General features: G+C 39.9%; 14 protein-coding genes. 12 read left to right on the forward strand and 2 right to left on the reverse strand.

The genetic code is table 11. The annotated features are described in order from the left end of the window. Positions 1 to 95 precede the first annotated feature (95 nt). The 7 genes from F935_RS03630 (at position 96) to F935_RS03660 (ending at position 6,500) form a co-directional block, all read left to right on the forward strand. Positions 96 to 1,082, forward strand: a complete 987-nt coding sequence (locus F935_RS03630) for a quinone oxidoreductase family protein (protein WP_016137659.1) — start codon at positions 96 to 98, stop codon at positions 1,080 to 1,082. An 11-nt stretch (positions 1,083 to 1,093) separates the two neighbouring features. Further along, a complete protein-coding gene (locus F935_RS03635) occupies positions 1,094 to 1,942 on the forward strand; it encodes a TauD/TfdA dioxygenase family protein (protein ID WP_016137660.1) in 849 nt (282 codons plus the stop codon). A gap of 59 nt (positions 1,943 to 2,001) precedes the next feature. Further along, positions 2,002 to 3,054, forward strand: coding sequence for a beta-keto acid cleavage family enzyme (locus F935_RS03640; protein WP_016137661.1), 1,053 nt, complete (start codon positions 2,002 to 2,004; stop codon positions 3,052 to 3,054). Positions 3,055 to 3,171: 117 nt separating this feature from the next. Further along, entirely contained in the window at positions 3,172 to 4,521 is a 1,350-nt protein-coding gene (locus tag F935_RS03645) for an MFS transporter (protein WP_016137662.1), read from the forward strand. Continuing rightward, positions 4,518 to 5,174 carry a DsbA family oxidoreductase gene (locus tag F935_RS03650; protein WP_016137663.1) on the forward strand — a complete coding sequence of 219 codons (657 nt, stop codon included), beginning with the start codon at positions 4,518 to 4,520 and terminating at the stop codon, positions 5,172 to 5,174. Before F935_RS03645 ends, F935_RS03650 begins: the two co-directional genes overlap by 4 nt. Positions 5,175 to 5,188: 14 nt before the next feature. Beyond that, the gene (locus tag F935_RS03655; RefSeq protein WP_080645678.1) at positions 5,189 to 5,497 is read left to right on the forward strand and encodes a Rieske (2Fe-2S) protein; all 309 of its coding nucleotides are present in this window, start codon (positions 5,189 to 5,191) and stop codon (positions 5,495 to 5,497) included. Beyond that, positions 5,490 to 6,500, forward strand: coding sequence for a YeiH family protein (locus F935_RS03660; protein ID WP_016137665.1), 1,011 nt, complete (start codon positions 5,490 to 5,492; stop codon positions 6,498 to 6,500). Before F935_RS03655 ends, F935_RS03660 begins: the two co-directional genes overlap by 8 nt. Positions 6,501 to 6,593: 93 nt before the next feature. Here F935_RS03660 and F935_RS03665 read toward each other — a convergent pair whose 3' ends face one another. Beyond that, positions 6,594 to 7,604, reverse strand: a complete 1,011-nt coding sequence (locus F935_RS03665; RefSeq protein ID WP_016137666.1) for an AraC family transcriptional regulator — start codon at positions 7,602 to 7,604, stop codon at positions 6,594 to 6,596. Positions 7,605 to 7,895: 291 nt separating this feature from the next. On the opposite strand from F935_RS03665, the gene F935_RS03670 reads away from it, so the two are divergent. The 5 genes from F935_RS03670 (at position 7,896) to F935_RS03690 (ending at position 13,691) form a co-directional block, all read left to right on the forward strand. Continuing rightward, on the forward strand, positions 7,896 to 8,501 hold the full coding sequence (locus F935_RS03670) for an RBBP9/YdeN family alpha/beta hydrolase (protein WP_080645524.1): 606 nt from the start codon (positions 7,896 to 7,898) through the stop codon (positions 8,499 to 8,501). Positions 8,502 to 8,603: 102 nt separating this feature from the next. Further along, on the forward strand, positions 8,604 to 10,433 hold the full coding sequence (locus F935_RS03675) for a DUF1302 domain-containing protein (protein ID WP_080645679.1): 1,830 nt from the start codon (positions 8,604 to 8,606) through the stop codon (positions 10,431 to 10,433). 70 nt (positions 10,434 to 10,503) lie between these two features. Next, positions 10,504 to 10,914, forward strand: coding sequence for a PH domain-containing protein (locus F935_RS03680; protein ID WP_016137669.1), 411 nt, complete (start codon positions 10,504 to 10,506; stop codon positions 10,912 to 10,914). Between the two features lie 70 nt (positions 10,915 to 10,984). After that, positions 10,985 to 12,358, forward strand: a complete 1,374-nt coding sequence (locus F935_RS03685; protein WP_016137670.1) for a PQQ-dependent sugar dehydrogenase — start codon at positions 10,985 to 10,987, stop codon at positions 12,356 to 12,358. A 181-nt stretch (positions 12,359 to 12,539) separates the two neighbouring features. Next, the gene (locus F935_RS03690) at positions 12,540 to 13,691 is read left to right on the forward strand and encodes a sterol desaturase family protein (RefSeq protein WP_005046275.1); all 1,152 of its coding nucleotides are present in this window, start codon (positions 12,540 to 12,542) and stop codon (positions 13,689 to 13,691) included. A gap of 45 nt (positions 13,692 to 13,736) precedes the next feature. On the opposite strand, the gene F935_RS03695 is transcribed toward F935_RS03690, so the two are convergent. Beyond that, positions 13,737 to 14,390 carry a glutathione S-transferase family protein gene (locus tag F935_RS03695; protein WP_016137671.1) on the reverse strand — a complete coding sequence of 218 codons (654 nt, stop codon included), beginning with the start codon at positions 14,388 to 14,390 and terminating at the stop codon, positions 13,737 to 13,739. Positions 14,391 to 14,507: the final 117 nt, after the last annotated feature.

Below are 14,507 nucleotides of genomic sequence, written 5' to 3' on the forward strand. Positions count from 1 at the left end.
GTCGTGAAATGTAAAGTGACCCATATCCTAACTGTTGTAATTTTGGTTATTGCTTTTATAGGCACTCAATAAAAAACCAAAATATGGAATAGGACATGACGTTGACGAAAGCTATACGTTTCTATGGAACAGGAACGCCAGAAGTAATGCGCTATGAAGATGTAGAAGTAGGAGACCCAAAAGCAGGGGAAGTACGCCTACGTCATGTGGCAGTCGGTCTAAATTATGCCGATACATATTTTCGTAATGGAACCTATCAAATTCCAATGCCTAATGGCATGGGCGTCGAAGCTTCAGGTATCGTTGAAGCTTTAGGCGAAGGAGTCACTCAGCTTAAAGTAGGGGATCGAGTTACTTATACAGGTTTTTTAAATACGTTAGGTGCATATAGCACCCACCGTCTAATTCCAGCAAATGCTTTAATTAAATTACCCGAAGAAATTTCTTGTGAAACAGCGGCAGCCATGACCATGCGTGGGCTGACCGCTGCTTATCTGATGCGCCGCATTTATGACTTTAAAGCGGGCGACTCAATTTTATTACATGCAGCCGCTGGTGGTGTTGGGCTGATCGTTTCTCAATGGGCTAAATTACTTGGCTTGACTGTTATCGGTACCACATCTTCAGAAGAAAAAGCTGCCGTAGCGCGAGCTCATGGTTGTGATCATGTCATTAACTATAGCCATGAAAATGTTGCCGAACGTGTACGTGAGTTAACAGGCGGCGTTGGTGTAAATGTTGTTTTCGATAGTGTCGGTCAAACGACTTTCATGAGTTCATTAGACTCTCTCAAACGCCGTGGTTTGTTGGTCTGCGTAGGAACAGCGTCTGGTCCAATTCCTGCTTTTGATCCGGTATTACTCGCCGTGAAAGGTTCATTGTTTGTCACACGTCCAGCTTTGGCAGATTACATTGCAGATCCTGCCGAGAAAAAAGAACTGGCAAATGAATTATTTGATCATGTTCGACATGGACGAATCAAAATTGAAATTAATCAACGTTATGAGCTAAAGGATGCCGTTCAAGCTCATCGTGATTTGGAAGCACGAAAAACAATAGGTTCATCAATCTTTGTAATTTGAAGGGATTTCTTATGCAAATTGAACAGTTAACTTGCAATATTGGTGCAGAGCTCAGTGGCGTCAAACTTGCCGATGCGATTTATGATGATGGATTATTTGCTGAAATTCGCACACAACTACTTAAACATCGTGTGTTGTTCTTGCGAGATCAGCACTTAACCCGTCAGGATCATGTCGCATTTGCGGAAAAATTTGGACAGTTAGAAGATCATCCTGCGGTAGGTAGCCATCCTGATCATCCGGGTTTGGTGCAGATTTATAAACATCCGGAAAGTCCCGTCGATCGTTATGAAAATGCTTGGCACAGTGATGCAAGCTGGCGCAAGGTTCCACCGATGGGATGCGTGTTGCACTGTGTTGAATGCCCACCTGTAGGTGGTGACACCATGTGGACCAATATGGTCATGGCCTATGAGTCGTTACCCAACGATATTAAGGATAAGATTACAGACTTACGTGCTTATCACAGCATAGAAGCGAGTTTTGGGGCGGCTATGCCGCTTGAAAAACGCTTGGACTTAAAAGCAAAGTTTCCTGATGCTGAGCACCCTGTGGTACGTACTCATCCTGAAACGGGCGAGAAAATTTTATATGTCAACGCGTTCACAACTCACTTCAGTAATTATCACACCAAAGAGCGAGTCAGATTTGGACAAGATGCCAATCCGGGCGCCGCTGAACTACTGCGTTACTTAATTTCTCAAGCCTATATTCCAGAGTTTCAAGTGCGTTGGCGCTGGAAGCCTAACAGCATTGCCATCTGGGATAACCGCAGCACACAACATTACGCAGTCATGGATTACCCACCTTGCCACCGAAAAATGGAGCGGGCCGGCATTATTGGTGACGCAACCTATTAAATCTATAGGTTAATAATTTTATCTAATTGAAAATTCTAAAAATATATCAGGAGATGCACATGCAATTCTTTGACGACTCATTGCACCCAGAAAATATGGAAAAAGTGGTAATCACGGTTGCGCCGTATGGACCCGAATGGATGCCAGAAGACTTTCCAGAAGATATTCCAGTGACCATGGATGAGCAAATACAAAAAGCGGTTGAGTGCTATGAAGCTGGCGCGACGGTGCTGCATTTACATGTCCGTGAGCTTGATGGCAAAGGTTCTAAACGCTTGTCAAAATTTAACGAGCTTATCGCAGGTGTTCGTGAAGCTGTGCCTGACATGATTATTCAGGTGGGCGGTTCGATTTCATTTGCACCAGAAAGTGAAGGTGAGGCAGCTCTATGGTTAAGTGATGACACCCGACATATGTTGGCTGAACTCACACCAAAGCCCGATCAGGTTACCGTGGCAATTAACACGACTCAAATGAATATTATGGAATTGCTCTATCCTGAATATTTAGAAGGGACTTCATTGGCACATCCAGCGACTCAGGCAGCATATGCAGAGATGACTGTGCCAGCAGGACCTGCATGGGTTGCCGAACATATTAAACGCTTATGCAAAAACAATATTCAACCGCACTTTCAGTTAACCGGTATGCACGGACTTGAAACCCTAGAACGTATGGTGCGTAAAGGATTGTACATGGGGCCGTTAAACTTAACTTGGATTGGAATCGGCGGTGGTTTTGATGGTCCAAACCCATTTAATTTCTTTAATTTTATTCATCGCGTACCTGATGGATGTACTTTGACATCAGAATCTCTTCTCAAAAATGTATTGCCTTTTAACACCATGTCGATGGCAATGGGTTTACATGCCCGTGTGGGTAACGAAGACACGATCATTGATCATCACGGACGCCGTTTTTCATCTGTAGAGCAAATTAAGCAAACCGTTCGAATTGCCCATGAACTAGGCCGTGAAATTGCCTCAGGAAAAGAAGCCCGTGAAATTTATCGTATTGGGGTTCAATACAACAGTATTAAAGAAACCCTAATCGCAAATGGTATGGCACCCAACCGTAAAGCAGGGCAAAAGGGCGTTCCGCAGCGTAACTAATGTGACAAGGTCTAACGGAATTTAGACCTTAAATGTAGTGCAGCTTATTCGCTTTGTTTTTAAAAGTGCGTTGCTGCACTAGCTAAATAGAAATTATAAAAAATACAAGGAGGTCGTATGAATGCACATCAGTATTCAGATCAGATGAGCGATGTTGATACGTCAATCAGTATACCTCGTCGTTATGCGTGGCTTGTTTTTGCTTTGACATTTGGTTTACTCATTTCAGATTACATGTCACGGCAAGTCTTAAATGCAGTTTTTCCTTTACTTAAAAGTGAGTGGTTACTCAGTGACAGTCAACTAGGTTTGCTCAGTGGCATTGTCGCGCTAATGGTGGGTTTATTGACTCTGCCGTTGTCTTTAATGGCAGACCGTTTTGGGCGAGTGAAAAGCTTGGCCATTATGGCGGTTTTATGGAGTTTGGCGACTCTAGGATGTGCACTGGCTGAAAATTATGAGCAAATGTTTATTGCTCGTTTTATGGTTGGTGTGGGTGAAGCTGCTTATGGCAGCGTGGGAATCGCGGTGGTTGTGGCTGTTTTTCCACGAGAAATGCGTGCAACACTCGCCAGTGCTTTTATGGCGGGTGGCGTATTTGGCTCGTTTTTGGGTGTGGCTTTAGGTGGTGTACTCGCACAGCATTTCGGTTGGCGTTGGGCATTTGGAGGAATTGCTTTATTTGGTCTTATTTTGGCTTTTCTATATCCAATTTTAGTGAAAGAAAACAGAATAAACGCAGCACCTCAAAATAAAAGTCGTAGTAAAACTCAGCACATTAAAAGCCCTTTAAAAACTTTATATTCAAGTCGTTCAGTCATTGCCACTTACATTGGTAGTGGTCTGCAATTATTTGTTGGTGGCACAGTGATTGTCTGGATGCCGAGTTATCTCAATCGCTATTACGGCATGAGTACTGACAAAGCAGGTGTGATGGCAGCGGTCATTTTGCTATGTAGTGCAGTAGGCACAATTCTATGCGGGATGTTGTGTGATTATTTGGGCCGTAACTGTCCAGATCGCAAGGTCACTTTAGCGATTACATACTGCTTGCTCGGTTGTGTTCTTTTATTAATTGCTTTTGCTGTGCCTGCGGGACGTAACCAGTTACTTCTCATTTGTCTCGGAATGTTTATTGCATTAGGAACCAATGGGCCATCTAGTGCCATGGTGGCCAATCTCACACATAACTCAGTTCATGGTTCTGCATTTGCAACACTCACCTTAGCTAACAATTTTCTTGGTTTAGCGCTTGGTCCTTTAGTGGTTGGCAAAGTATCTGATGTGATTGGGTTACATAGCGCATTTCAACTCATGCCATTAGTCAGTATTGCAGCTGCAGCCGTATTTTTTTATGCCAAACGCCATTATCACAAAGATATCTCACACTTTGAGCAGCAAGGAATAACTGAGCTTAAAAATCATTCAGGCAACCAAATACAAAAATGCGGGATGAATAACAAATGATGATTCTGCAATTACACATTGATGTATTTTTTGACTTTATTTGTCCTTGGTGTTTGATCGGAAAACGTCAGTTACTGATCGCTATAAATAGATTTTATCAGCTTCACCCCAAAGTCAAAGTTGTCGTGCACTGGCGAGGTGTTCAGCTCATACCAGACTTGGCAATTGAAGGGGTACCTTTTCAAACGTTTTATTTGAAACGGTTAGGTAGCTTGACAGCAGTTCGGATGAGACAAGAACAGGTCAATAAAGTTGTATATAAAGTTGGGCTTAAGATCGATTTTGAACAGATTAAACGGATGCCAAATACGGCCAAAGCTCATCGCATATTTGATAAAGCTTTAAAAATAGGGACTCCTGAGCAGTGCAATGCATTGTTAGAACAACTCTTTGCTGCATATTTTTATGATGGGTTAGACATCGGAAATACCACTACTTTATACAAAATTGCGAAACGTTGTGGCTTCTCACCTGAGCTTATCAAAGATTTATTTATTCAAGATCATCAAGATTTTATCTCTGCAAGTACAGGAGGTAATGGCGTGCCTTACTTTATTTTTGATCGGTCTTCTGCCTTAGTGGGAGCGCAATCAGCAGATGCACTTTATCAAGCGATGCAAGAGGCCATGCTGGCACAAGGAGAGTTGATATGACCAACCGATTTGAAGTGCCTTTTGAAAAAATTCCCAATTCAGGTGAGCGGGCTTTTTTTAAGATTGGAGATAAAACTCTCGCACTATTTAACATTGCGACTCGGTTCTATGCGATTGATGACAGCTGTCCTCATCAGGGCGCATCGCTATTTAGTGGACGTCTAGAAGGACGAGTGATTCAGTGTTGTGCCCATGGTCTACGCTTTGATTTAGCAAATGGCTGTTTAGTTAATTCTTCTCAGCTCAAAGTTGCAACCTATCCCGTAGAAGTGATCGAGGACAAGGTATTTATTGTGATGGGTTGTGGGGAAAATCATGAGTAGTTTAGTTTTGAAAAATTTTTCCCAGCGTACAAGAGAATTAGCACCAGGCTTTGTGGTCAGTTCGGTCGTTGCTGCGGCTGCCTGTTTTTTATCAGAGCACTATGGTGCGCCAGTTATGCTATTTGCGCTACTGCTCGGCATGAGCGTGAATTTTTTAGCGACTGAAAGTAAATGTAAGGTAGGTATTGAGTTTACTGCACGTAGTGTGCTCAGAATGGGCATCGCGTTACTCGGCATGCGTATTACTTTAGGGCAAATTACCGCACTAGGTTGGCAACCTGTTGCGTTAGTTGTCACTTTAGTTATTGTCACAATCGCCGTTTCTGTTATTGCCGCTAAAATCTTAGGCTTCCAAAAGCTATTTGGCATGCTCACTGGTGGATCAACGGCAATCTGCGGTGCCTCAGCCGCATTGGCGCTATCCGCTGCTTTTCCAAATCATCCGCAAAAAGAAAAAGCGACTTTGTTTACCGTGATTGGCGTGTCGGCACTTTCAACATTTGCAATGATTGTCTATCCTATGATCGCGAAGTGGCTAGAGTTATCGCCACAAGCTGCTGGTGTGTTTCTTGGTGCTACGATTCACGATGTAGCGCAAGTGGTCGGCGCTGGTTATAGCATGTCTACCCAAACAGGTGATACGGCGACTGTAGTTAAACTCATGCGTGTGGCAATGCTGCTTCCAGTGATTGTTTGTGCAGCCATGATTACCCGTATGCAAGGAGCAGATTCAACTGGGGAACGACCGCCATTACTGCCTTGGTTTGCGGTTGGCTTTTTAATACTGGCTGGTATTAACAGTACAGGATGGGTGCCAACGATGGTTCAAAATGGAATTAATGACTTATCACGCTGGTTTTTAGTCATCGCAATTAGTGCTTTAGGGATGAAAACTCAGTTAAAAGAATTAGCATCTGTCGGCATTAAACCAATTCTTTTAATGATCGGCGAAAGCATCTTTTTAGTGGTATTGGTTCTTGGACTTATGCGCTTGTGGTTTTAATTTTAAAAAATTAAATTTTTAAGGAAGTTCTGGAATAGTTCTCCAGCTTCCTTATATTTTAAATGACTTCGTTTCGCTTCAAATAAAGAGAAATTAATTGAGCAGAGCTTTATTGTGACTACGCCACATATTCGGTGACATACCAAATTGGCTAATGAACCAACGCGTAAAAGAACTTGGCATTGAGTAACCTAAAATATCAGACACTTGAGCAAGTGAATAATTTAGATTTTTTAAATAACGAAATACGAGATCTTTGCGTACTTCATTCATTAAATCACTAAAACTCGTCTGAGCTTCTTCTAATCGACGCTGCAAGGTCCGAACATGAATACCATGGGTTTGAGCAACTTGATCAATTGTAGCGCGGCCCATTGGCAAAAGAAGATAAATACTTTTACGAATATCAAAAATCATGGTCGATTCATTGCTATTCTGCAAAATATCTAAATAACGTTGCGCATGGTTGGCCATCGCCAAATTTGCTTGAGGGTTTGTTGTATCAAGTTCGGCCACCGTACAAACAATACCATTAAAGTCACTACCGAACTCGAGCGCACAGCCAAAAATCCGCCGATGCAAAGTTAAATCACTAGGCGGGTTATGAGTGAAGTGTACACTTAACGGCCGCCATTTTTGCATCATGAGTGCCGCACAAAAACGATGGGTGATTCCTAATGCAAGTTCTGTGGCTTGACGGCTATACCCACAAGTTGTGGTTATAACTTCTTCTCGAATAACAACCGTATCATCAACTTCTTCAATATATATTTCAAGTGAGTTATTGAGTAAGTTTCTATAACGAACAATCGTTTGTAAGGCATCTCGTAAAGTGTGCTGATAATTTAACAAAAGGCTAATTTCACCAAAATCTGCAATTTCGCGTTGCTCTGCCATATGTAAACCGAAAACATCGCAACTACTCATTTGGGCTGAGTCTTCAAGCAAGGTAATGGCTTTATCTACAGGAATGCGTTGTTTAAGATCATTCAATTGAGTTTGGCTAAGCCCAACACGTGATAATAAATGGTAGGGGTTTAGATCTAATTGTTGAGCAACTGCCAAATAATTTTTTAAAGAGGCCGTATGCGCAAGAGGTACCATTTTATTATCTCCTTGTTCTTAATCAGCCATATTCCTTATGGCTCATCTTTACTTATAACCAAAATATACACATTACAAAAGCTTTTATTTAAGAGCTTAATTGTTAAGTACGCTTAATGTGAAACTTCTTGTTTTGACTTAGTTGTAATTACAAAAATTATTTTAATGAATTTAAAAAATTTTAAAAAGATGTGTCGTCAAATGAAAAGTCCGTGACGCCTTATGTACACCATTAACTGAAATGAGCCTTTATTGTGAGTGGAGTTTTATAAAAATTCTTATGCATCCTAGATGGCAAAGTTCACAGGCGTCAAAATGGAAAAAATACAAACCAGAGCAACAATTTTAATTATTCCGGGGTTACGCGACCACGTTCCCGAGCATTGGCAAACGATTTTAGAGACAAGGCTAGCGAAGGTTCGCTCTGTACCACCTGTACAAACCAATAAACTCAATTGTGAAAATAGAGTTGCTGCCATACAAGCACAACTCGAAAAAATAAACGGGCCTGTCATTTTGGTTGCACACAGCGCGGGTGTTCTGATGACTATACACTGGGCTGCCAAACATCAAAGACCAATTCAAGGTGCTCTACTTGTTGCTCCTCCTGATTTAAACAAAAGTTGGCCTGAAAATTATCCTAGTCCAACTGTACTTCATCAAGAAGGATGGAGTCCTTTACCAGATCAAACACTACCTTTCCCCAGCATTTTGGTTGCAAGTACCAATGACCATTTAGCTCGCTATGAAGCTGTAAGTGAAATGGCAAAAAAGTGGAGTAGCCAACTCGTAAATTTAGGTGAAGTGGGACATTTAAACCCTGCATCAGGCTTTGGCTATTGGCCTTTAGCTGAACAATTCATTCAACAGTTAGATCAGGTGGAACAACCTGCGTAGTACGAAAAAACATCTGCTTATATAAACCATTTAAAAGCCAATGGATGGCTTTGAGTAATAAGCAATAAATAAGAAAAATCATATTTATAGGGAGATAATATGATGAGGCATTACGTATATTTAAATCAAACAAACCAACATATTTTATATATTCAAAAAATAGGCATTTCATTAAGTCTGATTTTATTTATGTCTAAAGCGAATGCAGCTAGTTTTGATATTGATAAAGATTGGAAGTTCGATACAAAAACGACATTAAGCTTAGGTGCTAGTTGGAGTACACAAGATCCATCCGTTTCATTACTTTATCGGCCTGATGCAAACAAAATTGGTAAACAAGGCTCAAGCATTGATGTGAATGGTGATGATGGGCGCATGAATTTTAGTAAATATGATGCCATTTCACAGATCATTAGAGGCATAACAGAAGTTAAGCTAAATGGAAAACAGCAGGGTGCGGTCATCAGTACTAAATACTGGTATGACCATGCCTATGAGAAAGGACAAGGAAACTTTAAACCCTTTAATGATTCAGCGTGGCCAAGGCTCGCAAAGTTCAAAGGAATTGATTTATGGAATGCCTATATATGGAAAGATTTTGAACTTAACGATGGACGAACCATAAATTTAAAATTAGGCAAACAGACTTTAAATTGGGGGAAATCTCAGTTTTTCCAAAACGGTTTAAATTCGGTGAGTGCATTTGATTTTGCTGCAATTAACCGACCGGCTGCTGATGCAAAAGAAAGAATCATTCCAACCGAAATGTTTTCATTCGACACAAGCATTAATAAAAATTTGAAAATAGAAGGGTTCTATCAATTTAAATTTAGACCTTCAGTTGTTGATGGTAACGGAACTTTCTTTGAGATTTCAGACTTTGTGCCCGAAAATGCAGGTCCAGTTCTGATTGCTGGAGGTGGAGATAAATTATCTGATACGGCAGTGCGTTTAGGTAGTTATATTCCACGTGCAGAAAGTAGAAAAGCAAAGGACAATGGCCAATATGGTCTTGCTTTAAAACAGACTTTACCAAGTTTAAATAATGCTGAGTTAGGTATTTACTATGCGAATTATCATAGTCGCAATGCAAACTTTGATGGCACAGCTGTAACAGCACGGGGGCCAGAGCACTTTAATACCGCAAGTTATTTTTCTATTTATCCTGAAAATATCAAAATGTTTGGATTAAGTCTGGCTGGTAAAGTTGGCACAACAACAGTTTTTAGTGAATTAACACACAAGCCCAATCAACCTTTGCAATTAAACGGTACCGACATTGTCTATGCTCAAGTGTTATCGGAAGGCACACCATTTGCACCGCCGGGGGAAACTGTTCAATTAGGTCAATATATTCAAGGTTATGTACGCTTACCTGTAACACAATTTTCGGTCGGAGCAACTGACAGTATATTCAATATTTTGGGCGCGAATTCGCTGACATGGTCTACAGAGTTTGCCTTAAATCATATCGCAGATATTGGTAATCATAGAATAGGTCGGACAGGAGCATTTGGTCGTAGTGAGCTTTCAACAGGTGCTTATAATCCAGAGACAGGAGCATTTAAATGTACGCCGTATGGTACAGCCCATCTTACAAATGCAGAAATAGACAATTTAAATGAACGTTTTTGTAATAAAAATGGATTTTTTAATGAATGGTCATTTGGGTACCGATTACGTGGCACATTAACTTATCAAGATATTTTACCTTCTACAGTGATTACTCCAAGTCTTAGTTTTCGACATGACGTTTATGGTTTTAGTCAAAACTTTCAAGAAGGGCAAATGAGTGTAAGTGCAGCGTTATCTATGACTTATCAGCAAAAATATACAACTGAGATTGCCTATAATAACTTTTTTGGTTCTAATGAGTTTAGTACTATAGATGATCGAGATTTTATATCTTTAACATTTAAAGCTAATTTTTAGTTCAATTATTTTCTTAAAAAAATTATAGAAAGACCCGTTATAAATGAAATTTTAGAATGGAGAATAACTTTTGAAATTTAGATCAAAAATTGATTGGTGGCTTTTATTAATATTTATTGTTATCACTGCCAATATCCTTATGAAAATTTATGAAGCAAATCATCATTATTCTTTAGCTTCAAATTTTCCGCATCTCATTATTTATAGTTTAATTATTTTTGTCATTTGGCTTCCAATTTTTAACACTTATTACGTAGTAGAAAACGACACATTAATTATTAAGAGCTTGGTATTTCGATGGAAAATTAATATTAATGATATTATTCAAATAGAGCCTACTCATAATCCACTTTCATCTCCAGCGCTCTCATTAGATCGACTCAAAATTTATTATATGAAAAATGGAGAAGTCGCATCAGTGATGATTTCGCCAAAAGATAAAGAAGGTTTTTTTCAAGCCATAAACAAAAGACTCCATTAAAGTTGCTTGTTTAATTGCGAACATAAATTACGCTATTTCCATGACGACAAAAAATAAATGGAGATAAACCATGCTTACACGTTTTTTACTGCCAATTTTCGGCACTACGGTTTTAATTACATTAGCTGGATGTGCTTCATCCTCTCAATCTCCTATTACCGAGAGCTATGGGCCTGAACCAAAATTGCCTGAGCCTAAATCAAGTTTATTTCCGACCGTAAATATAGCACCAGCAGAAGGCTGGCCGAGTGGTGTTATGCCAACACCAGCAGAAGGTTTGAAGGTAAAAGCATTTGCAAAAGGGCTTGAACACCCGCGTTGGCTTTATGTGTTACCCAATGGTGATGTCTTGGTTGCTGAAACAGATGCCCCACCTAAACCCGAAGACGGTAAAGGGATTAAGGGTAAAATTATGACTTTTGTGATGAGACGTGCAGGATCATCTCATCCGAGTGCCAATCGTATTAGTTTATTACGTGATACCAATGGAGATGGCGTTGCTGACCAGAAAACGGTATTTCTTCAAAACTTAAATTCTCCATTTGGTATGGCATTGGTCGGTAATAACTTATATATCGCCAATACAGATGCACTGGTGCGTTTTCCTTATCAAGAGGGGGAAACTCAAATTACAGCCAGTGGAACCAAAATGTTGGACTTACCGGGTGGCCCTTTAAACCACCATTGGACCAAAAATGTGATTGCTAACCCAGCAGGAACAAAGTTGTACATTACCGTCGGTTCTAACAGTAATGTTGCTGAAAATGGTTTAGATCAAGAAAAAGGCCGAGCACAAATTACGGAGTTTGACATCGCAAGTGGTCAGTCACGCCCATTTGCAACGGGCCTACGTAATCCAAATGGTATGGCTTGGCAACCTCAAAGTGGAAAACTCTGGACGGTGGTTAATGAGCGCGATGAAATTGGTAGTGACCTAGTACCCGATTATATGACATCGGTTCAAGATGGAGCTTTTTATGGCTGGCCTTATAGCTACTATGGTCAACATGTTGATGTACGCGTAAAACCACAAAATCCAGCAATGGTTGCTCGTGCAATTAAACCAGACTATGCATTAGGCAACCATACGGCTTCTTTAGGCCTCACATTTTATGCAGCCGAACTCATGCCGCAATTTAGAGGTGGGGCATTAATCGGTCAGCATGGTTCTTGGAACCGTAAGCCTCATAGTGGTTATAAAGTCATTTTTGTACCATTTAGAAGTGGCCAACCTTCTGGTCCACCGCAAGATATCTTGACTGGCTTTCTTAGTGATAAAGGCAAAGCGTATGGTCGTCCTGTGGGTGTGGCAATTGATTTCTCAGGTGCTGTGTTAGTTGCAGATGATGTGGGCAATACGATTTGGCGCGTTTCACCAGTTGCAGAGACGACTTATGAAGCTCCAATGAAATATGCTATTGGAACCCCGCCAGGCACACCATAAAGTGTTTTAACTATCATTTATTAACATGGGCGGCCTTTAGGCTTTATAGAGGCTCGCCCAAATGGCTATTATTTAATTTTTCAGATTAAGGGCTTTGATTTGAGAAATTAAAGTTCTTTCCAATTTATTATTAAATTTTGATAGCATTCGCCTCATAGACAATAAGAACTGTATATGAATTATGACAGATCAATTAAGAGCAAAATTTGAGAATTTAGAACTTAACGCAGGTTTAGGAAAAATAAGTGCCTTTATTTCAATGTCACTCAGCTTACTTTGTCTGTTCGGTGCATTATGCTTTTTATTTCCCAGTGTATTAACGACCCCAGAACTCCGTCCTCTTTACGCAAAACACTATAATCTTTTTTATTATGGCCTGATCACTGGCATTGTGATTAGTGCTGGTTTTGGTGCATTTAGTGCAATTGTCCGTCAAAACCGATATGGCTTTTACGGGCTGTGTTTTTCACTTGTGGCAGCAGTTTTAGGATGCGGTGTAATTGAAGCGCCCGTATTACCAAGCGTACCGTTTTATGCAGGTATCGATTATTTTGTCCTGACTCTATTTATTTTGGCATTTGTTTTTATTCCGCTTGAAGGTTTTTTTGCTAAAAATCCTGAACAAAAAATATTAAGAGTGGGTTGGGTGACCGATATGAAGTATTTCATGGTCAGCCACGTTGGGATTCAATTATTCAGCTTTTTAACCGTCATGCCGATTCAATATTGGATTACGCATCTACCTGATAACCCAATTGTGCCTTATGTACAAGCTCAGCCGATTTGGCTGCAATTTATTGAACTATTAATTGTGGTCGATTTTACGGTGTATTGGTTGCACCGCGCTATGCATGAAGTTAACTTCTTATGGCGTTTTCATGCGATTCATCATTCGACTGAATATATGGATTGGTTAGCATCTTCTCGTTTGCATGTCATTGAAGTGCTAATGACTCGCTTTATTGCGACTTTACCGATTTTCCTGTTAGGTTTTCATACTTCAGCTGTTTTTGCTTATTTAGTTTTTATTTCATTTCACGCTATTTTTATTCACTCCAATGTCCGTTTTCGTTTTCCCTATTTACGCTGGATTATCGCAACGCCAGAATTTCACCATTGGCATCATTCTTCGGAAAAACCAGCTATTGATAAAAATTACGCTGCTTTTATTCCACTCTATGATGTCATTTTTAAAACTGTCTATATGCCTAAACATTTGGCAAGTGTGTATGGAACAGTAGGTTATAAAATCCCAAATAGTTTTGTAAAACAGTTTACGTGGCCTTTTAAAAAGTATGTAAAACGTTTTTTAAAACCTTGGCGTGATCAGTAAATCTTAAGTGTTAGCTTATAAATGGAGAATGCATAAATAACATATTTAAGCATTCCTCTTGGCATCAGCCGCTGCAAAATGAGCCATTTGGTCAGCATACGCTTTTTGAAAAGCAGGGCGTGTAGTCGCTCTCTGAACATAGGTGAGACAATGGGGAAACTTTGTTAATCCATCAAATCTATTTACCAATCGTAATACGTCAGCCATAACAATGTCAGCAATAGAAAATGACTGCGCTAGCCATTCTCGCTTAGCAAGAATTGACTCCATATGTTGGAGTCGAGAGAGAAGAAAGGCATCAAATTGTTTGTGGACGGGAGTATCTGCCTGAGCATTAGAAAATTTTAATAAAGCCCAAGGAAGGCTTGCCATTTCTACTGAATTAAGTGCCGCAAATAACCATTCTATAACTTCATTACGCTGTTTCGGATTTGTAGGTAAAAGTACATCGCTACGTTCACCCAAATAAAATAGGATAGCGCCACTTTCAAAAATTGAAATATCACCATCTGTTAACCAAGGAACTTGTCCAAAAGGTTGATGAGAAAAATGATCATCTCCTCGTTCATAAAAAGATACGCTATTTATTTGATAGGGCATTTTTGCCTCTTCTAATGCCCATCTTATCCTTAAATCTCTTACAAAACCTCGTGGTAATTCGGGAACCCAGTCAAAAGTTGTCAAAATGAAATTATTCATAATAAATTTCCTTATATTTTATAATGATAACTAAAAATCCTTTTACTTGTTTTGTATCGAAACTCATCTTGCGAATGAATTTTAATATTAAAAATAGTCTAACGAATTTCAATAGGC

Origin of the sequence: Acinetobacter calcoaceticus ANC 3811 (assembly GCF_000399665.1) — a bacterium.
Taxonomy (GTDB): Bacteria; Pseudomonadota; Gammaproteobacteria; order Pseudomonadales; family Moraxellaceae; genus Acinetobacter; species Acinetobacter calcoaceticus_B.